21 protein-coding genes are annotated in these 19662 nt (G+C 63.8%); 5 read left to right on the forward strand and 16 right to left on the reverse strand.

Annotation, left to right across the window (positions count from 1 at the left end; all coding sequences use genetic code 11):
* Positions 1-122: 122 nt before the first annotated feature.
* Positions 123-788, forward strand: a complete 666-nt coding sequence (locus C487_RS05045) for a DUF6517 family protein (protein WP_006184609.1) — start codon at positions 123-125, stop codon at positions 786-788.
* Between the two features lie 46 nt (positions 789-834).
* On the opposite strand, the gene C487_RS05050 is transcribed toward C487_RS05045, so the two are convergent.
* Positions 835-1701 (reverse strand): 2-oxoacid:ferredoxin oxidoreductase subunit beta, encoded by an 867-nt coding sequence (locus tag C487_RS05050; protein ID WP_006184610.1) that lies wholly within the window; start codon positions 1699-1701, stop codon positions 835-837.
* Positions 1701-3455 carry a 2-oxoacid:acceptor oxidoreductase subunit alpha gene (locus C487_RS05055; RefSeq protein ID WP_006184611.1) on the reverse strand — a complete coding sequence of 585 codons (1755 nt, stop codon included), beginning with the start codon at positions 3453-3455 and terminating at the stop codon, positions 1701-1703. The genes C487_RS05050 and C487_RS05055 overlap by 1 nt, the downstream gene beginning before the upstream one ends.
* Before the next feature lie 275 nt (positions 3456-3730).
* Here C487_RS05055 and C487_RS05060 point away from each other — a divergent pair, with 275 nt between their 5' ends.
* The gene (locus C487_RS05060; protein ID WP_006184612.1) at positions 3731-4369 is read left to right on the forward strand and encodes an FAD-dependent oxidoreductase; all 639 of its coding nucleotides are present in this window, start codon (positions 3731-3733) and stop codon (positions 4367-4369) included.
* A 250-nt stretch (positions 4370-4619) separates the two neighbouring features.
* Positions 4620-5555, forward strand: a complete 936-nt coding sequence (locus C487_RS05065; protein ID WP_006184613.1) for a hypothetical protein — start codon at positions 4620-4622, stop codon at positions 5553-5555.
* A gap of 9 nt (positions 5556-5564) precedes the next feature.
* Here the strand turns inward: C487_RS05065 and mce are convergent, their stop codons facing one another.
* The 3 genes from mce to C487_RS05080 all read right to left on the reverse strand — a co-directional run bounded on the left by mce (position 5565) and on the right by C487_RS05080 (position 8136).
* Positions 5565-5948, reverse strand: a complete 384-nt coding sequence (mce, locus tag C487_RS05070) for a methylmalonyl-CoA epimerase (RefSeq protein WP_006184614.1) — start codon at positions 5946-5948, stop codon at positions 5565-5567.
* Between the two features lie 67 nt (positions 5949-6015).
* Positions 6016-7698 (reverse strand): acyl-CoA mutase large subunit family protein, encoded by a 1683-nt coding sequence (locus C487_RS05075; RefSeq protein ID WP_006184615.1) that lies wholly within the window; start codon positions 7696-7698, stop codon positions 6016-6018.
* An 87-nt stretch (positions 7699-7785) separates the two neighbouring features.
* Positions 7786-8136 (reverse strand): hypothetical protein, encoded by a 351-nt coding sequence (locus tag C487_RS05080; protein ID WP_049907951.1) that lies wholly within the window; start codon positions 8134-8136, stop codon positions 7786-7788.
* A gap of 56 nt (positions 8137-8192) precedes the next feature.
* Between C487_RS05080 and C487_RS05085 the strand changes: the two genes are divergently transcribed.
* Positions 8193-8426 (forward strand): DUF4118 domain-containing protein, encoded by a 234-nt coding sequence (locus tag C487_RS05085; protein WP_049907952.1) that lies wholly within the window; start codon positions 8193-8195, stop codon positions 8424-8426.
* Between the two features lie 51 nt (positions 8427-8477).
* Here C487_RS05085 and C487_RS05090 read toward each other — a convergent pair whose 3' ends face one another.
* The 11 genes from C487_RS05090 to dnaK form a co-directional block, all read right to left on the reverse strand.
* Complete coding sequence (locus tag C487_RS05090; RefSeq protein ID WP_006184618.1) at positions 8478-9065, reverse strand: GNAT family N-acetyltransferase; 588 nt, start codon at positions 9063-9065, stop codon at positions 8478-8480.
* 118 nt (positions 9066-9183) lie between these two features.
* Positions 9184-10107: a M48 family metallopeptidase gene (locus C487_RS05095; RefSeq protein ID WP_006184619.1), complete on the reverse strand. Its 924-nt coding sequence runs from the start codon at positions 10105-10107 to the stop codon at positions 9184-9186.
* Between the two features lie 114 nt (positions 10108-10221).
* Positions 10222-10566: a hypothetical protein gene (locus tag C487_RS05100; protein WP_006184620.1), complete on the reverse strand. Its 345-nt coding sequence runs from the start codon at positions 10564-10566 to the stop codon at positions 10222-10224.
* Between the two features lie 113 nt (positions 10567-10679).
* Positions 10680-11333 (reverse strand): HAD family hydrolase, encoded by a 654-nt coding sequence (locus C487_RS05105; RefSeq protein WP_006184621.1) that lies wholly within the window; start codon positions 11331-11333, stop codon positions 10680-10682.
* A gap of 225 nt (positions 11334-11558) precedes the next feature.
* Complete coding sequence (locus C487_RS05110) at positions 11559-12062, reverse strand: YciE/YciF ferroxidase family protein (RefSeq protein WP_006184622.1); 504 nt, start codon at positions 12060-12062, stop codon at positions 11559-11561.
* 131 nt (positions 12063-12193) lie between these two features.
* Positions 12194-12796 (reverse strand): NAD(P)/FAD-dependent oxidoreductase, encoded by a 603-nt coding sequence (locus C487_RS05115; RefSeq protein ID WP_006184623.1) that lies wholly within the window; start codon positions 12794-12796, stop codon positions 12194-12196.
* 153 nt (positions 12797-12949) lie between these two features.
* Entirely contained in the window at positions 12950-13693 is a 744-nt protein-coding gene (locus tag C487_RS05120) for a hypothetical protein (RefSeq protein ID WP_006184624.1), read from the reverse strand.
* Between the two features lie 89 nt (positions 13694-13782).
* Positions 13783-14376, reverse strand: coding sequence for a DJ-1/PfpI family protein (locus C487_RS05125; RefSeq protein WP_006184625.1), 594 nt, complete (start codon positions 14374-14376; stop codon positions 13783-13785).
* A gap of 114 nt (positions 14377-14490) precedes the next feature.
* On the reverse strand, positions 14491-15660 hold the full coding sequence (dnaJ, locus tag C487_RS05130; RefSeq protein ID WP_006184626.1) for a molecular chaperone DnaJ: 1170 nt from the start codon (positions 15658-15660) through the stop codon (positions 14491-14493).
* A 639-nt stretch (positions 15661-16299) separates the two neighbouring features.
* Positions 16300-17094, reverse strand: coding sequence for a halocin C8-like domain-containing protein (locus C487_RS19315; RefSeq protein WP_083864503.1), 795 nt, complete (start codon positions 17092-17094; stop codon positions 16300-16302).
* 264 nt (positions 17095-17358) lie between these two features.
* The gene (gene dnaK, locus C487_RS05135; RefSeq protein WP_006184628.1) at positions 17359-19293 is read right to left on the reverse strand and encodes a molecular chaperone DnaK; all 1935 of its coding nucleotides are present in this window, start codon (positions 19291-19293) and stop codon (positions 17359-17361) included.
* Positions 19294-19365: 72 nt separating this feature from the next.
* On the opposite strand from dnaK, the gene C487_RS20620 reads away from it, so the two are divergent.
* Positions 19366-19662: hypothetical protein (locus C487_RS20620; RefSeq protein WP_006184629.1), on the forward strand; the 297-nt coding region annotated here is incomplete at its 3' end.

The following is a 19662-nucleotide window of genomic DNA, read 5'->3' on the forward strand; positions in this document are numbered from 1 at the left end:
ACTCTTGATGTGTTTGCTGGTCTCGGTTCACATGATTGTATTGTCACGAATGTCCACTAATAGTGTCTATAGATTTGAAAGTGCCGTAAGGAATATGCCACTCTTCTCGAATTAATGGGATAATGATTCACTCTCGACGATCGTTGCTCGCCGCGGGTGCGACCGGGACGCTCGCGCTGACCGCCGGCTGTCTCGGATTCGTCCTCGGGAACGAACCGCTCGAGTTCGCCGCCGACCGCGTCGCTCCGACCGACGAGCGGGTCGCGGAGACCGGGTATAAGGAACGCGCGGTCGAACAGCGGACGATGGAGCGCTCCGAGGGCATCGGCGGCATCGAGCGCGACTTCGAAGCGTCGCTCTGGACCTCGAGCTATTCGAAGTCGGTCGATTACATGGGCCAAACGCGGGAGGGGAGCGTCTTCACCGCCGTCTCGATCCCCGGAATGGAAGTCGCCGGACAGTCGGTCAACCCGCTCGACGAGATGTCGAACGAAGAACTACTCGAGGAGTTCCTCGGCCGAGTCGATAGCAACCGTGGCACTGTCGACAACATCCGGCATCAGGAGTCGTTCGCGCTCGAGATCCTCGGTGAGAGCCGGAACGTCGACAGCTTCGTCGGGGAGTCCGAACTCGATGGCGAACCGCTCGACGTGGAACTGACACTCGCGTCGTTCGATCACGAGGACGATCTGCTCGTGTTGCTCGGCGTTCTCCCGGAGCGTCTCACCGAAGAGTCGGCGAACGTCGAACTCCTGATGGAATCGGTCGAGCACCCGGTAGATACCTGAATTCGGGCCCGTCCGACGACGGCCGGCGAGAATCGACGAAGCGGCGTTAGTAGAACTCGCGAACGAGGTCCATCGCGTCCTCGGGTGCGCCGTCCGGAATCTCGGACATGTCCTCGGTGACGCCGTGTTGTTCGTGGTACGGCACGGAGTTCTCGTCCTGGTACATCACGCCCTGATACTCCTTGTCGGCGTCGAGGATGACTTCCTTGGCTGCCTCGTAGTCGGTCGGGTCGTGGTCCTCGTCCTCCTGCAGGTCGACCAAGCTGTCGCGGAAGTAGTCGTAGGTGTCGACATCGTTGAACGTGACGCACGGACTGAAGACGTTGACGAAGCCGAAGCCGTCGTGTTCGATGGCCTTCTGGACGATCTCGGCGTGTCGCATCGCGTCGGAACTGAACGACTGGGCGATGAACGACGCACCCGACGCGAGCGCGAGCGCGAGCGGGTTGACCGGCGGCTGTTTGGGTCCTTCGGGGGTCGTCGAGGTCTCGAAGTCCGACCGCGAGGTCGGCGAGGCCTGCCCTTTGGTCAGCCCGTAGATGCGGTTGTCCATGACGCAGTAGGTCATGTCGACGTTCCGGCGGACGGCGTGGACGAAGTGACCGGCACCGATCGAGTAGCCGTCACCGTCGCCGCCGGCGACCATGACCTCGATATCGGGGCGGGCCATCTTGACGCCGGTGCCGACCGGGAGCGCACGGCCGTGAACCCCGTGGAGGGCGTAGCTGTGCATGTAGGTCCCGATCTTGCCGGAACAGCCGATCCCGGCCACCACGAAGGTGTTGTCGGGATCGTTGCCGGTGTTCGCGAGGGCTTTCATCATGCCGTTCATCGTCCCGAAGTCGCCGCATCCGGGACACCACGTCGGCTGCTTGTCGGATTTGAAGTCGGTGAATCGTACGTCGGAGCTCATTATGCTGGTACCTCCTCGGAGAGTTTCTCGGTGATGTCGTCCGCGAGTTCGTCCGCCTTGAAGCGGACGCCGGTGTACTTGTTGATGCGCTTCACGCGGGTAAGCACGTCGTGTTCGATCACGTCGGCGAACTGTCCCGTCGCGTTACACTCCACGACAATCGTGTCGTCGGCGGCCTCGATTTCCTCGGTCAGGTCCGGCCGTGGGAAGATGTAGGGCACCGAAATGACGCGAACGTCGATGCCGTCCTCCTCGAGGTAGTCGAGCGCTTCGACGAGCGCGCCCTCGTTCGACCCCCACGAGATGATGAGATTGTCGGCGTCGGCGTCGCCGAACTCGCGGTAATCCCAGTCCTCCTCGTCCCGTGCGGTCTCGACCTTGCGGTTTCGCTTGTCGACCTGATGGACGCGCTCGTCCTCTTCTTCCGTCCGGCGGCCGAGTTCGTCGTGCTCGAGCCCGGTGGACATGTGTGCGGCGTCGGTCGTGCCGGGGATGGCGCGGGGACTGACGCCGTCGTCGGTGACGGCGTGGGCGCGGAACCGGCCCTGCGAGTCGAGCCACTCGTCGACTTCGTCCTCGTCGACGAGTTTGCCGCGATCGATCTCGACCTCGTCCATGTCGAAGGCTTCGGGCGGGAACGTCTGTTCGGTGACCGACATCGCCAGATCCGAAATCAGGAAGACCGGCGTCTGGTACTTCTCCGCGAGGTTGAACGCCTCGACGGTCTTCCAGAAGCACTCGGTGATCGACGTGGGGGCGACGACGAACCGCGGGACCTCGCCGTGACCGCCGTACAGTGCCATATTCAGGTCGCCCTGTTCCTGTTTCGTCGGCATCCCCGTGGAGGGGCCGGATCGCTGCACGTCGGCGATGACCAGCGGCGTCTCGCTGGTCGCGACCAGACCGAAGGTCTCGGTCATGAGGTCGACGCCGGCACCGGACGTCGCGGTCATCGATCGGGCGCCGGCGCGTGCGGCTCCGAGCGACATGTTGATGGCCGAGAGTTCGTCTTCCGCCTGCACGACGTGTCCGCCGTAGTCCTCGATACGCTCCGTCAGATACTCCATGATCGACGTCGCTGGCGTGATCGGATAGCCGGCGTAGAACCGACAACCGGCCGCGAGCGCACCCATCCCGACCGCCTCGTTGCCGTTGAGCAGGACGTAATCGTTGTCGGTCGTCTCGATGTTGTAGCCGAGGTGGTCCAGATCGTAATTCTCCCGAACGTACTCCTGACCGGCGCGGGCGGCCGCCTTGTTGTTCTCTACGATCTTCGAGCCCTTGCCGCCGAAGCGCTTCTCGAGGGCTTCGTCGAGGTACTCGACGTCGAAGCCGGTGATCTCACACGCGGCACCGAGCGCGACGATGTTGCGCATGATCGCGCCGCCGGCCTCCTCGGCCAGCGACTTCAGGGGGACGTCAACGGCGGTCATCTCGTCGGGAATCTCGGCTTCCCAGGAACGCTCGCCGTCGTAGATGATGGCGCTGCCCTCGTGGAGTTCGTCCAGGTTCTCGTCGATCGTCCGCTGGGTGAGCGCGACCAGAATGTCGAGTCGGTCGACGACGCTCTGGACCTTGTCGACGGAGGTCCGAATCTTGTAGGCCGTGTATCCCCCGCGGATCCGTGATGCGAAGTCTTTCGAGGTGAATACGTGCCGTCCGGCTCGGGCGAGTGCCTGAGCGAAAATCTTGCCCGTGGAGTCGATTCCGTCCCCGGCCTCGCCTCCAACCGCCCAGTTGAGGTCCTCAGCCATGTTATGATGGGCCTTGCCCCCCATAAATGAAAAGGCTTCTGAAACCCCACCCGGATGAGTGTAACAGCGCGTGATCTGTTCGATAGTACGGGTCAGGATCTATTAATCGGTAGTGGTTTTGGCAAGAGGCGTACCGAGGGACGGCGACCGACACCGGGGTGCGAACGTGACAGTTTCTTACCGTCGTTTTCACGGATGTCGGCGGTAAACGAAGCCGAATCACTACCGTCGACGGAACGGAACGCCTTTTCAATCGGCCGCCGAACGGCTTCGACATGGAAGGGACGCCAGTCTCCGTCGAATCGGTCAGTGAAGTCGGTCCCGATACGGTCACGCTCGAGCTCGAGACGCCCGACGGGTTCGACGCCTTGCCGGGACAGTTCGTCTTGCTCCGAGCGGCACCCGACGACGAGCCGATCTCGCGTCACTATACGCTCTCGTCACCGTCCGTGGGCGGGACGTTCGAACTCACCGTGGGCGTCGATCCCGACGGCGATCTCTCGCCGTGGCTCGCCGGTCTCGAGGGCGGTGAGACCGTTCACGTCGAGGGACCGTTCGGGCGGATCACCTATGAGGGCGAGGCCGATATCGTCGCGGCCGCCGGCGGCCCGGGAATCGGCCCCTCGATCGCCGTCGCCGAAGCGGCCCGAGACGCGGGCCACGACGCCGTGGTGATCTATCAGGCCGACGAGCCGGCCCACACCGAGCGTCTCGAGGCGCTCGCGGATGCGGGCGCGACGGTCGTCATCGTCGGGGAGAACGCCGACGACGACCTGGCCGATGCGATCGCGACGCACCATGAGGACGGACAGCTCTACGCCTTCGGCTTCGACGGCTTCGTCACGTTCGTCGCCGAGGCGATCGACGACGCCGGCGGCGATTCCGACGCGGCGTTGATCGAGAACTTCGGCTGACGCGCCGTACCGTCCGGAATCCTTGGCCTGGCCCACCGGGGCCGCGAGCCTGCCCCGGCAACACAGTAGTCGCCGAACGCGTCCCCGAGTGCGGGCACTGCCCGCCACCGTTCCGGGCGTGCCACGAGGCCTATGAAACTGGGGTCACCAGCGTCGTAACAGCCACGTTCCACCCCACTGACAGTCCCGCCGGCGGACAGGTTCGCACCCCTGACAAAGGTGTTTATGCCACATCGTGGTGGCATCGCGTATGCGGCGACGAGACCTCCTCGCCGGCACCACCGGCGCGGTCTGTGGACTGGCCGGCTGTACGGGTTCGATGTTCGACCATCTCCGGACGACCCATCCCGAGACCGACGATACCGACGCTGGGACCGACTCGAGCGACGATACCGATCGGGACGCCGCCGAATCGGACTCGGACGACGCGATCACGGTCGGCGATCCCGACGAGATCCCGTTTCTCGGCGCGCATCCACCGCACACACTCACACTCCGCAACGACGGCGACTCGGACCGAACGGTCTCCGTGACGATCACGACCGACCAGCGCAGCGGGAACGACGGAGCCGACAGCGGCGACGGCGCACTGCTCGAGCGTGATGTCGACCTCCCAGCGGGAGAGGAGTTCGTGATCAGCCTCGCCGAGCCGCGGTCGTACGCGATTACCGTCACGACCGGCGACGACACGACCGAGTCGACCGTCACCGACGGCGTCAGCCGGCGGCCGTTCGACTGTCTCCGGACCCGAACGATAATCACGCTCCGCGGGACCGATATCGAGACGGCGTCGAGTTCGACGACGATTCCCTGTCCGGACCCCGATGTCGTCGACGCATCGCTCGCGGTCGGCGAGGGGCAGTGCGCGGGCCGAACGGACCGCGATCGAGCCACCGTCGAATTCATCGACGAAAGCGTCGTCATCGCGGGCGCGATCGAAACGCCGACGCCCTGTCACGACCTCGCGCTCGCCGAGCCGACCGTCGACGCGGACCGCGATCTCCTCGTGGTCACCGTCGCCGTCGGTCCCCAGGCGGCCGCCAACTGCATCGATTGTCTCGGGATCGTCGGCTACGACGCACGGATCGAGCTCGAGGGGCGGTATCCCGACACCGTCGCGGTCCGCCACGAGCGCCGCGACGAGACGCGACGGCTCACGACGGCCGAGTCGCCGGCCAGCGAGTAGACACCGCCGTCAGTGTTCGACGAGTTCGATCAGGATGCCGCCCGTGTCCGTCGGATGGAGGAACGCCACCGAGTGCCCCCACGCACCCGGTCGCGGCTCCTCGTCGATCAGCGCCACGTCGTGGTCGCGGACCGTCTCGAGGGCACCGTCGATGTCGTCGGTCGCAAGCGCGAGGTGGTGGATGCCCGCCCCGGTCTCCTCGAGGTATCGCGCAATCGTCCCCTCCTCGAGGGGCTCGAGCAGTTCGAAGTAGCCGTCGGCGCAGTCGAGGAAGACGACACGCATGCCGTCGAACTCCTCCTCGTGGGCGATCTCGAGGCCGAAGAGGTCACCGTACAGTGCTGCGAGTGCCCGTGCATCGTCGGTCGCGATGCCGGCGTGATCGAAGTGCATCGGCCTGTACTCCGGTCGGTGGCCGTGTTACTGTTGTGATTTTTCGTGAGGTCCCCGCCTCGAGCGCCTACATCGCGCCGCCCGGTTGATACTCGCCGAACTCGTCGCGCATGACGTTACAGATCTCGCCGACCGTCGCGTATGCTTTGACCGCGTCGATGATGTACGGCATCAGGTTCCGGTCGCTCCGTGCCGCGTCGCGAAGCGCTTCGAGGGCCGCGTCGACCGCGTCGTCGTCGCGCTCCTCGCGGGTTTCCTCGAGACCGTCGATCTTGCGCTGTTGGTCCGCTTCGGTGACCTCCTCGACATCCATCTCGGGGTCCTCGTCGACTTCGAACTCGTTGACGCCGACGATGATCCGCTCTTTCTCCTCGATCTCCCGCTGGCGGTCGAAGGCCGTATCCTGGATCTGGCGCTGGACCCACTGTTGCTCGACGGCCTCGAGCATGCCGCCGCGGTCGTCGACTTCGTCCATGATCTCGTAGGCCTCTTCCTCGACGTCGTCGGTCAGCGATTCGACGTAGTAGCTGCCCGCCAGCGGGTCGATGGTGTCGGCCGCGCCGGACTCGTGGGCGAGGATCTGCTGGGTGCGCAGCGCCGTCCGGACGGATTCCTCGGTCGGCAGGGCAAGCGCCTCGTCCTTGCCGTTGGTGTGGAGGCTCTGCGTGCCGCCGAGCACTGCCGCCAGCGCCTGGTAGGCGACGCGGACGACGTTGTTCTCGATCTGCTGGGCGGTCAGCATCGAGCCCGCGGTCTGGGTGTGGAACTTGAGCTGTTTGGACTTGGGGTCGTCCGGATCGAAGCGCTCCTCGATGATGTCGTGCCACATCCGGCGGGCCGCGCGAAACTTGGCGACCTCCTCGAAGATATTGTTGTGGCCGTTGAAGAAGAAGGAGAGTTGGGGCGCGAACTCGTCGACGTCGAGGCCAGCCTCGATCGCCGTCTCGACGTACTCGATCCCGTTGCCGAGCGTGAACGCCAGTTCCTGGGCGGCCGTCGAACCGGCCTCGCGGATGTGATAGCCCGAGATCGAAATGGTGTTGAACTTCGGCGTCTCGGAGGCACAAAAGTCGAAGATATCAGTGATGATCCGCATCGACGGTTCCGGCGGGTAGATGTACGTGTTGCGCGCGATATACTCCTTCAGGATATCGTTCTGAATCGTCCCGCGAAGCTCCGAGCGGTCGACGCCCTGCTGGTCCCCCACCGCGATGTACATTGCCAGCAGCACCGACGCGGGTGCGTTGATGGTCATCGACGTCGAGACCTCGTCTAACGGAATGCCGTCGAAGACGGTCTCCATGTCGGCAAGCGAGTCGATCGCCACGCCGGCTTTCCCGACCTCGCCGGCGGCCATGGAGGCGTCCGAGTCGTACCCCATCTGGGTGGGCAGGTCGAACGCCATCGAGAGCCCGGTCTGCCCCTCGTCGAGCAGATAGTGGTAGCGTTCGTTGGTGTCTTCCGGCGTCGAGAACCCGGCGTACTGACGCATCGTCCAGAGCCGACCACGGTAGCCCGTCGAGTAGACGCCACGCGTGTACGGCGGTTCGCCCGGATTCCCCAGATCCGACTCGTAGTCGAGATCGCCGACATCGTCGGGTGTGTAGAGCCGATCGACCTCCTGCCCGCCCGTATCAGTCGTGAACGTTTCCTTGCGCTCGCCGAACCGATCGAGGACCGGTTCGACTTCCGCCTCGTGCCATTCCGCCTTGTTGGCACGGATCTCCTCGAGTTCGTCGGGGTCGAACATTATGATTATCGTGGGTCGGGCGGGGCTTCAACTTTGATGAACACGTCAAGCTTCGCGGTCGCGTCGGCGACTCACGAACTCCATGACTCACACGTTGTCGGCCGGATCGTGTCGCTGTGCCATTCGCGACGCTTCCTCGGCGTAGCGCTCCCGCGTCGTCGGATCGTCGACGCTTCCGAGCGCGTCGGGCGAGACGAGGAGTCCGGCCTTCGTCTCTCGAGCGGGTCCGGTAAAGCTGGTCAGCGCGCGCTCCCGGCGGTGGTATCGCCGGCCATCCTCGGTTGCGTAGACGAGGATGACGAGATTGAGTTCGTCGTCGCCGTACGTTCGCTCGACGAGCCAGACGGGGACGGCTTCGTCCCCGGGGGAATCGCTGTCGTTTGCCCCATCGTCGGAATCGCTGCGGCCGGCCGTCGAATCGGATCGGTTCGCGGTCATGAGTGTTTTCGGAATCGCCACAATCGCTTATGCCGCACGGCGTCGACGGCTCGAACATGCCCAGCGAGCCGCCACCGCGATCGCCGCTGTCGGCCGATGGGACGGGCGATCGGCGTCGAGCGGCCCGTTACGTCGCGCCGTTGCTCGCAGTCGGGGTGGTGACCCTCGGACTCTTGCTCCGCTGGGGGCTGGACCCGCTGTGGGGGTTCGCCGTCCTTCCGCCGATGCTGTTCCTCTCCGGGATCGCCTGGGTCGCGTTCCGCTACGGCTTCGACGAGCGCCCCACCTGATCGTGAGCGAACCGGTGGGGACGAACGGTCCGGCGGTCCCATCACGGTCATCTACTGCCCCGTATCGTACTTGTACGTCGCCGAGTCCGGATCGATACCGAAGTCCTCGGGGGCCTCCGTGTCGTCGATGTCGTCGCGCCCCTCGGGGGCGTGCTTGAACGCCTCCCGAAGCCGGTCCGGCATTCGGAACTCCGCGACGTCGATCGCCAGGGGCACTGCGTCGGGATCGATACCCTCGCGCTTGTCCGCGAGTCGGTCCCGGAGGACCGCCGGCAGGTCGGACTCCTCGATCCGCTGGAAACCGAACTGAGCGAGGTAGGACCCGTCGCCGGTCAGGACGTAGACGGTGTCGAACCCCTCGTCGCTGGCGTACTCCACGAGTCGTTCGATGATGTGGGCCCCGACACCCTGCCCGCGCCAGCTCTCGAGGACACCGATGCTGGTCAGTTCGCAGACGGCTCCCGAGTCGGCGTCGGTCTTGTGGATGCGGATGCGACCGAAGCCGGCCTTCTCGCCGGACTCCTCGTCGATCGCGATGACGTAGTCACGGGAGCGAAACGCCGTCTCGTCGAGCCCCATCGACTCGATGTGATCCAGGAGCCAGACCTCTTCCCTGTTTTTCGCGTCCCGAACGTACATGAGCCGACGTAGGAGGTGTGCAGGCAAAAGCGTTTGTGGGTTGCCAGTACGCTGGCGACGCTCTCGCCGGCACTGGGGTAGGCCCCACCTCGGACGGACCGCGCGTCACGGACGACTGTTACGGCGCTCGAGCCTGCGCGCGATCGCGGTCGTGTCGCGCCCGTTCGAGCAACCGTTCGATCCGGTCGTCCGTCGGGGGATGCGTCGAGAGCAACCGCCGCCACGTCTCGTCGTCGCCGGTGTGAACGTACAGGGGAGCGAGCAACCCCGCGGACGGGTCCGCAGTGCGTTGGATCGTCCGGAGCGCGCGAGCGAGCGCGACCGGCCGGCCGGTGACGGTTGCGGCCCGCTCGTCGGCGGCGTACTCCCGCCGTCGCGAGTGGGCCCGAACGACCAGCGTCACGAGGAGCAAGCAGATCACGACGCCGCCGTCGATGAGGCCCAGCAGCCGGCCGACGGCCGTCCGCGACCACGACTGCGGCTCGCCCCGGAGCCACGCGACGGCTCGAGCGACCCCCATGACCGCCACCAGCAGCGGTGACAGTAGCAGGACGGCGAGCCCGGCGATCGTCCGGAAGACGCTGTAGGCGAGCGTCTGGACGAAGGCGTCGTATCGTTCGAGGTGGGCGAATTCGTGTGCCACGAGCGCCTCGAGCTCGTCGAGCGAAAGCAGCCCGAAAAGTGACCGATCGAGGACGACGACGCCGCCGCGTCGACTGCCCAGCGCGAAGGCGTTTGGCATCGGCAGCCGCGCGATCGCGATAGTCGGCGAGTCGACGCCCATTCGCGACTCGAGATCGTCGAGCCGCCGGTAGAAGTCGGGCGCGTGCGACCGCGGGAGTGCGACCGCCTCGAGCCGCGAGAGCAACTGGGTCGTCCCGAACCGATAGCTCAGATAACCGCCCACGAGACCGACGCCAACGACGACGAGAAGCGTCGTCCCGGGGTCGGGTGCGGAGGCCCGGAGCACGGACAGTGCCCAGTAACTGATCGCCGCCAGCGCGAGAGACCACAGCAGGAGCAGACAGCCGACCAGCGCCATCAGCAGGCGCGTCCCGGTACCGCGTCGACGAGGAGGCATGTCTCGGGTCAGCTACGGCCGGGCGACTGAAACGACTATCGAACGCGAGTCACCGTTGGGACCGGCTCCCCGCGACTACCAGTCCGACGGCTTGCCGTCCGCTCGCCGAGTTCGACGTCGACTCGAGCGTGTCACTCGCGCCCGGACGGCGGTTGCGCCGATCGCACTGAGCGAGACGATGAGCAGAAACGAGCAGAAGTACCACGGGTTCGACTGAACGACGAGCAGTCCCCTCGTGGCCCCGGGCACGATACCGAGCGCCAGTAGATAGAACGCGGTGAGGAGCGCGAGCGCAGGCCGGCGATAACCGTGCCAGTAGAGCACCCCCACGAGGACGCCCGAGAGCAGTCCGAGTTGCCCGGAATGGAGTTCGGGGATGGTGCTGAAAATCGACGACAGGACGGTTTCGACGGTCGCCATGCGTTCGGCTCTCTCCCGCGGAGCCGTCCTATGTGTTCCCCTGTATCTGGACAGTCACTATAGCGGGTCGAGCCGCGTCGACAGGAGCGACGCCCGAACCGCCGTCGGCGCGCTCACTCGAGGACCGACGGGAGCCCCGACAGCGACGGGAGGCGGTAGGTCGGGTCCACGTCCGCTTGGGGTGGCTCCGTTCCGGATCGGGAGAGCAACACCGAATCGATGCCCGCGTTGTCGGCCGCACGGACGTCGACGGCTCGATCGCCCACGTACAACGCGGCGTCCGCCTCGAGCGCGTCCATCGCGGCTTCAATGTTCGTCGGGTCGGGCTTCCGTCGGGCCAGCCCGTCGGGAGTCAGGGGACAGCCGTAGACGGTCTCGAACAGCGACCGAAGCCCGAATCGGTCGAGCAGCGTCGAGACGACGGTCGGGTGATTGTCGCTGACGATGCCGAGGGGGTGCTCGAGCGACCGCACCGCGGCGATGTCGTCGTACGCGGATCGCAACCCGCGTTCCACTTCCTCGAGTTGGGTTCGGACCATCTCGCGGGCGGCCTGGGCACAGAACACGTCCGCCTCGATGCCGAGGCCCTGACAGCGGTCTGCGATCGACTCGAAGTCGCCGCCCATGAGTTCCTGAAACGTCTCCGCCGCCGGACCGGACCGCCCGAGTTTCTCGTACGTCCGGCCGAGGGCGTCGGAAAGGCGCTTGGACGACGGTGTTTCGACGACGACGCCGTCGAAGTCGAACAGGACCGCATCGTATGCCATACTGCGCGAGAATATTCACTCGAGGAGCATAATGCTATTGCGTCTCGACCGGTAGCGAGAACACGGACGAGCGCTGGAACGCGTCGCAGAAACGGTACGGGCGCGCTATCCGAGAGCGATCGCTCGAGAACGGGTCCCACGAGAGCGACCGAGAACCGAACGGTCGGTGCAGCCACTCGCGAAGCGAGGGGACCGGGACGCGGCCCGGCATCGCCGTCTCACGGGTTACGACGGAGTCAGTCGATCCCACAGCGACTTCATGTCCTTCGCCGTCGCCAGCGTCTCGAGTTCGCGGAAGGCGGACTGCTCCTCGTCGTAGTTCGACTCGAGGGGGCGCTGGACATCGTCGCCGAGTTCGAGTTGCTCCGCGATCGTCGTCAGCCCCTCATAGGCCGTCATCTCGACGCGTTCGGTCATCATGCCCGCGTTCAGGTAGACCATATTGAGCAGTTCGTCGTCCTCGATCTCGGCCTCGAGTTCGCGCCGGTCCTCCTCGAGCCCATCGAGGATGGCACACTCCCGCGCTTCCGCGGGCCGATCGAGCGCAGCGAAGACCTCCTCGATGCGCTGAATCTGCGTCCGCGTCTCGTCGCGATGGTCGGCAAAACCCTGGCTCATCCGGTCGTTGGTGGTGTTGCGGGCCATCTCGTCTAGCGTCTCGACGAGTTCCTGTTCGACGTAGTACTGTTGTGCGAGCTTGTGGACGAACAGTTCGTGGAGATCCTTCATTGCCATACGACAAACTCCCGCCGAGAAGTCGCTTAGTCGTGTGCCCCGAACACGCAGGCGCGGCGCGGCGGCTGGTTTCACCGCCGCCCGTCGCCGAAACCCGAACCCAGGTCCCGCCTTTCTCCGTCCGGTTACGGCGCGTCGGTCGGCACGTCGAAGTCGTGGAAGTGTTCGCCCTTCTCCTTGCTGAGGATGTCAAGCGCCGCCGACGCGCCGTCACCGGCGGCGATGACCGCCTGCCACTCCTCGTCTCGGACCATCGCGCCCGTCGCGTACAGGTCGTCGATGCTCGTCTCCGTGTCCAGATCGACGTCGACGGTCCCGTCATCGGCGAAGTCGATCGCGAGGTCCGCCGCCATCGAGCGGTCGGCACCGGTCGCCAGCACGACGTAGTCGGCCTCGTACTCGCCGTCGGCGTCGACGGCGTCACCGTCTGCTCGTTGCGTCTCCGACGCAACGCTGGTCTCGAGTCGGAAGCCGCCGTCGTCCGATTCGATGTCGATCACTTCCTCGCCGACGCGCACGTCGGCTCCGCGGTCGCTGACCTGATCGCGCGTGAGTTCCATGTACTCGCTGCCGCTGATGCTCCGAATGCCGGGATAGTTGAACAGATGGGCCTTGTGCATCCACGTCTCGTCGGTGTCGAACACCGTCGTCTCGAGGCCGTTCTTGGCGGTGAACAGCGCTGCGCTCAGTCCGGCGGGGCCGCCGCCGACGATCGCGACGTCTGGCATAGGCGGTGTGACCACGGACGACGGGATAAAAAATTCCGACAGCGAACGCGAGCGTCTCGAGCGCCGGACAGTCGTGCTCGAGGACGCGATCCGGACGGGCTGCTGTACCGAGAGCGCTGACCGGGGCCGACAATCGGCGGGAATCGGCCGCCGTCAGGGGAGCGCCACCGCGTCGAGATCGATCCGGTTCGGCTCGGGGACCGACTCGGCGGAGGTACCCGAGACGGCGTAGCTCGCCTGTTCGCCCGCGGTCTCGTCGCCCGGACGGACGATTACGGCCTTGGCCAACAGCGGCGCGATCACGCCCGCCGCGATCGTCCGGGGATCGGACAGGGGCGTACGAACGACGACGCGGTCGTCGGCTTCGAGACCGGTTTCCGTAACGACCTCGCGTGCGGCCTTGAGCAGTCCCTCGTGCGTGACGGGCCGCTCGCCGTCGGTCAGAATGACCGTCTCGGGATCGATCGATAGCGGCGGGAACGACGGGTTCTCGCTCCAGAGGCCCGCATCGAAGTGATGGATGTCCGGCGCGTCGGGCTTGTCACCGTAGCCGACTCGTTGCGCGCCGCGGGGTAACTCGTAGTCCGCGACTCGTTCGACGGGCGCGACGAGAGTCCGGAAGTCGTCCTCGTCAGTGAGGTCCGTCGGCGGGTCGAACCGGGTCGTTCCCTCGAGCAGCGTCGTCCCGAAAAAGGCCAGCAGTGCGAGGGGGCCGTCGCCGACGACGCCGACGGTGACGCCGTTGCGAACGCCCGCGTGCCGCAGGAAGTTGCCGGCCTTCCACGAGGTCGTACACAGCCAGTGGTAATCGTACTCCCGCCCCGTCGCGTCGACGAGCGCGATCCGATCGTCGCGGAGTTCGCGGGTCAGCAACCCGTCGACCGTCCCAGCGTTCATACTGTCCACTCCGTTCCGGGGCCGAAAAAGCACGCCGACTCGCTGTGGCGGCCCGTGCTTACGAGCCCCTCATACGACGGCCCCAATCGTCAGTCGTCCGCGGCCGCCGGCTCGGCGTGATCGATATCGGTCCCGAGACACTCGAGGAACGTGGCGAGCCACTCGGGATGGTCGGGCCACGCCTGTCCGGTCACGAGGTTTCCGTCGCGCGTCACGCCCTCCGCCCAGTCACCGCCGGCCGTTCGGACGTCCGTCTCGAGTGCCGGATAGCCGGTACAGGTTCGGCCGTCCAGAACGTCCGCGGCGGCGAGGAGTTGGACGCCATGACACAGGCACGCGACGGGTTTGTCCTCCGCGAAGAAGTGTCGAACGTGCTCGAGAACTGCGTCGTAGGTACGGAGGTACTCGGGTGCACGGCCGCCCGGAACGACCAGCGCGTCGTACTCGGCCGGATCGACGGCGTCGAAGTCGTGGATCAGTTCGAACCGGTGCCCGGGCTTTTCGGTGTATGTCTGGTCGCCCTCGAAGTCGTGGATCGCGGTCGGACAGGTCTCACCGGCTTCCTTCTCCGGACACACGGCGTGTACGTCGTGCCCCACCATCTCGAGGGCCTGATACGGAACCATGATCTCGTAGTCCTCGACGTAGTCGCCGGCGAGGAGCAGGAGCTGTTGTGCTGGCATGCGAATCCATGCGGCGATTCGAGCGCAACGCCCATAATGTGTCGTGAACGGTACCGTGACACTCAGGCTGGCGGAGGAAAGCCGTTCGATTCGGCGGCGCGGACGAAACGCGACTCAGAACGCCCGCTTGATCTTCTCGAAGAAGCCTTCCGTCACTTCGATCTCGTCGCCGCCGGCCTCCGCGAAGGCCTCGAGCGCCTCGCGCTGCTCCTCGTTCAAACTCTCCGGCGTGACGACTTGGACCTGCACGTAGAGGTCACCCTGCCCGCGACCGCGGAGACGCGGCATTCCCTTTCCTTCGAGGCGGAAGGTCTCGCCGCTCTGGGTTCCCGCCGGGATTTCGAACTCGGCAGCACCCTCGAGCGTCGGGACTTCGACGGTGTCGCCGAAGGTCGCCTGCGGGAAGGAGATCGGCAGCCGGTACTGAAGGTCGTCGTCCTCGCGTTCGAACTCGTCGTGGTCGCGGATCGAGACATCGATCAGCAGGTCGCCGTGCGGACCGGTCTCGGGGCTGGGCGCGCCCTCGCCTTCCATTCGAAGGGTCTGGCCCTCCTGAATGCCCGCCGGGACTTCGACGGTCAGCGTCGCCTCGGTGCGGACATAGCCCTCGCCGCGACACTCGCCGCAAGTCTCGGAGTACAGCGTCCCCTCGCCCTCACAGCGGGGACAGGCCGTCGTCTGTTGGACCCGACCCAGCGGCGTCTGCTGGACCTGCGTCACCTGTCCGCGGCCCTGACACTGTGGACAGGTCTCGGCGTCGGCCTCCGGCGGATGGCCCTCCCCCTCGCAGATATCGCACTCTTCGGGTCGCTCGACGGAGAACTGCTTTTCAGCCCCCTCGTAGGCCTCCTCGAGATCGATCTCGAGTTCGGTCCGCAGGTCCCGGCCCTTGCGCGGCTGCCGGCGGCCGCGTCCGCCGCCACCGCCGCCGAAGACCTGTTCGAAGAGGTCGCCGAGACCACCACCGCCGCCCATGCCGCCACCGCCCATCCCGCCGAACGGGCCGCCGCCCATGCCGCCGGCACCGCCGGCCTGGCTGGCGTCGAAACCGTGTTTCTCGGCCTGTTCGTAGCGGTCATGTCCCATCCGGTCGTAGGCCTCACGTTTCTCCTCGTCGGTTAGGACCTGCTTTGCCTTCTGAATTTTCTTGAATTTCTCCTCGGCATCGGGGTCGTCGCTGACGTCGGGGTGATACTCGGTGGCCTTCGACCGATACGCCTGTTTGATCTCCTCGGCAGACGCGTCGGGGCTCACGCCGAGAACGTCGTAGAAGTCCTCGCTCATTCGTTGTGCAACCGATACTCGTCTGAGCCACTTGAAACGACCGCTCTACGGAAGATGCGATCCAGTTCGCCAGTTCCCATTTACAGGCAACTCCAACTAATCCCGCAGTTCACCGCCGTCCGGTCAGAAGTTAAAATCCCCACCCTTATTCTGGGCACATAGTTACTAAATCTATAATAACTAACTCTATAATTGATTATTAATAAACCTATTCTCCACTCCTACTATCCCAATATGATCACTTTCTAATTTTGACGAGGCACGTGTCGGTAACTCTTCTGGACCGATCCGCCCTACCTTGGAGGGCGGCTACGATAGCTGGTAGTGATTAGAGGAATACGGCCACGTCGGTTCGCAAACGAAGTGGAGTTATGCTTCAACCCACACATACCAGATAACTGCTGCGAATACTACAGCGAATACAAACGAGGTCCCGATAGATTCCGCTACGGACATCCCTCTATAGATGGCAATTACGAACGATGCGGAAAAGGTAACGAAAAAATACACTACCGTTTTTTTCACTCTACTAGAATAGAACCCGTCATCTGATTGTTGATCACACATCGGTAGTGGGCTTTTCGTCAGCGATTCTGTACACGTGTGGCAATCACTCTTACGATCAAAAACGAGGGATAGTTAGCAGAATCCGCCTTCTTCACAGAGGTTTTCGTGTTGAAGACTATCGCTAACGGTACAATCGTTCGGGACTGCAACATGAGCGCAGACCATCGTCGCTACAACACCACAGCCTATTCCGGCTAGAGGCGTCCCAACAAAGCTGACCCCTGCACAGATAAGCCCCGTATTGGCGCTACATCCAACCCGACACAGTTCCCTCATTATCGTTGTACACTGACCACAACTAACACCGTTCCGGCCTTGAGGAGTTACAACCCCATCACGATCGCTAGAAGAGGTGGTAATCCTACCATTTTCTAATGTGGCTTCGGTAACTGTCTTCTTTATCTCACCGTTCTGTAGCCGGATTTCAGTTATTTCGTATGTCTCGTCGGCTATCGACTCCGACATTAACGCTTTAGAGTATGTAACAGATCCATTTTCAAGAGTAAATGTGAGATCGGCATCGACCGTCGAATCAGAAGAATCTAATGGAAATGAGATTATTGTTCCTGTTCTATCTTCCGTGGATTCACCATCCGTTATTTTATAGACGGATGGTTCGTCTAGAATGTCGATCCAATCTTGATTGTCAAAGTACTCCTCATAGGTCAGATACTCGTTTGATTGGCGAACCCTAGACACGAGACTTGTTTTATTATGCCTGCCTATTTCTTCTATTTCACCGGTTCGACTGCCTACAGAACCACTACCGATACCACTGAACGTTCCTATAGCAACTGAACTCATTGTAGTACTTTTCAACACTTTCCGACGAGTAAGCGGCGACCTGTTTCTGTTGTCTTCCGACATACAAATACCAATTATATTGTCCACTATTTATATCCAATGGATAGTCGAACTATTGATTTAATAATCTGGTTTCTTGGTTTCAACCCTTCTCTATTTAGTTTCGAAATTACGATGGACCCCATTCACAACTCGAGGGACACATTTACCATGCTCGTGCTAACCTTCTGTCGGGCGAAGAAATCTCCTCAAATTACTAGTTATTTCCGTCAAATTGGAAAACTCGCTCTGCGGTCGTATTCCGAGTCGGCGACTCGGACTGGCCGCTTACTCCTCGTCGTCGTCCTCGAAGTCGACGTCCTCGAAGTCCGCATCGACGAACTCCTCGTCCTCGCCGCCGGCAGCGCCGGCTTCGGGGCCGGGGTTCGGACCGCCGCCCATGCCGCCCATTCCGGCACCGCCGGCACCTGCAGCGCCGCCTGCCGCACCGCCAGCGCCGCCAGCTGCACCGGCACCGGCCTCCTGCTGGTAGATCTGCTTGCCGATCTCCTGCAGCTCCTCGCTCAGGGATTCGGTTGCGGACTCGATGTCGTCGGCGTCGGCTTCGTTGTCGTCGATCGTCTCCTCGAGATCCTCGATCGCGCCCTCGATGTCGGCGCGGAGATCGTCGTCGACCTGCTCGTCGTTCTCCTCGAGCAGCGTTTCCGCGCGCTGGATCGTCGCCTCGGCGGCGTTACGCGCTTCGATGCGCTCGCGCTTTTGCTGGTCTTCCTCGGCGTGTTTCTCGGCCTCTTCTTGCATCTTCTCGATCTGTTCGTCGGAGAGACCGGCACCGCCTTCGATGGTGATCTCCTCGGTGGTGCCGCTGCCTTTGTCCTCCGCCGAGACGTTGACGATGCCGTTCTCGTCGATCGAGAAGGACACCTCGATCTGTGGCGTGCCAGCGGGGGCTGGCGGGATTCCGGTCAGGTGGAACTCGCCGAGCAGTTCGTTCTCTTCGGCCAGTTCGCGCTCGCCCTGGAAGACCCGGACCTGTACCGTGGTCTGGTTGTCCGCTGCGGTGGTGAACACCTTCGACTCCTCGGTCGGAATCGTCGTGTTCTTCTCGATGAGTCGTTCGAAGAGTCCCCCTTTGACCTCGATACCGAGCGACAGCGGCGTGACGTCGAGCAGGACGATGTCGTCGACCTCGCCGCCCAGAACGCCGCCCTGAATCGCCGCGCCCAGCGCGACGGCCTCGTCGGGGTTGACGTTCTTCTGGGGCTCCTCGCCGATGAGTTCCTCGACCTTCTCGGAGACCTGCGGCATCCGGGTCGACCCACCGACCAGGAGGACCTCGTCGATGTCGTCCTTGCTGTAGTCGGCGTCCTCGAGTGCCTGCTCGGTTGGCTCGACCGTACGGTCGATGAGATCGCTGGTGAGCGATTCGAACTTCGCGCGGGTCAGCGACTCCTCGAGGTGGATCGGACCGTCGTCGGTCGCCGTGATGAACGGCAGGTTGATCTCGGTCTCCTTGCGCGAGGAGAGTTCGATCTTGGCCTCTTCGGCGGCGTCTTTCAGCCGCTGGAGGGCCTGCCGGTCCTCGTGGAGGTCGATCCCGTGTTCGGCCTCGAACTGGTCGGCGAGGTAGTCGATGATGGCCTCGTCCCAGTCGTCGCCGCCGAGATCGTTGTCACCGTTGGTCGCGACGACCTCGTAGACGCCGCCGCCGAGATCGAGAATCGAGACGTCGAAGGTGCCGCCGCCGAGGTCGTAGACGAGCACGGTCTGGTCGGAATCGTCGTCGAGGCCGTAGGCCATCGACGCGGCGGTCGGCTCGTTGATGATGCGCTCGACCTCGAAGCCGGCGATCTCGCCGGCGTCTTTGGTCGCCTGGCGCTGTCGGTCGGAGAAGTACGCCGGGACCGTGATGACGGCCTTTTCGACCTCGTCGCCGAGATAGTCCTCGGCGTCGCGTTTGATCTTCTGGAGGATCATCGCCGAGATCTCCTCGGGCGTATACTCCTCACCCTCGATCTCGACGGTGTAGTCCTCTTCACCGATGTGGCGCTTGATCGACGCGATCGTCTTTTCGGGGTTCTGGATCGCCTGGTTCTTCGCCGGTTTCCCGACGAGCCGCTCGTCGTCGGTAAAGGCGACGACGGAGGGCGTCGTCCGTTCGCCTTCGGCGTTGACGATAATCTCCGGATCGCCGCCTTCCATCACCGCGAACGCGCTGTTCGTCGTCCCCAGGTCGATTCCGAGAATTTTGTTGCTCGCCATCGTGGACGGGTATTGTGCGCACTTTGTTTTAAAGGTTACTAGCTGAACGACGAAGTCGAATAAAATACGAGTATGCCGGCGTACAGCCTCGCTCGCGACAGTTGGCTCGCAGTAAAAATCAGCGTCAATCCGGCGCTCGCTCGAGCGGTCGGCACTCGACGAGCCCGGGTGTTACTCGTCCGCTTCGTCGGCGGAAGCGTCCGTCCCGTCGGCGGTGACTTCGCCGCCGAGTTCGATCGCGTCGTCCTCGGCGTCCGCCGAGTCGGTCTCGGTCGCCGCGTCCTCGCCGTTTCCGTCGGCCGACTCGGTGGCGTTCTCGGCGGCTTCGTCCCCGTCCCCTGTCTCTTATACACATCTCTGATGGCGCGA

It is taken from the genome of Natrinema pallidum DSM 3751 (genome assembly GCF_000337615.1).
In the GTDB taxonomy this organism is placed as follows: Archaea; Halobacteriota; Halobacteria; order Halobacteriales; family Natrialbaceae; genus Natrinema; species Natrinema pallidum.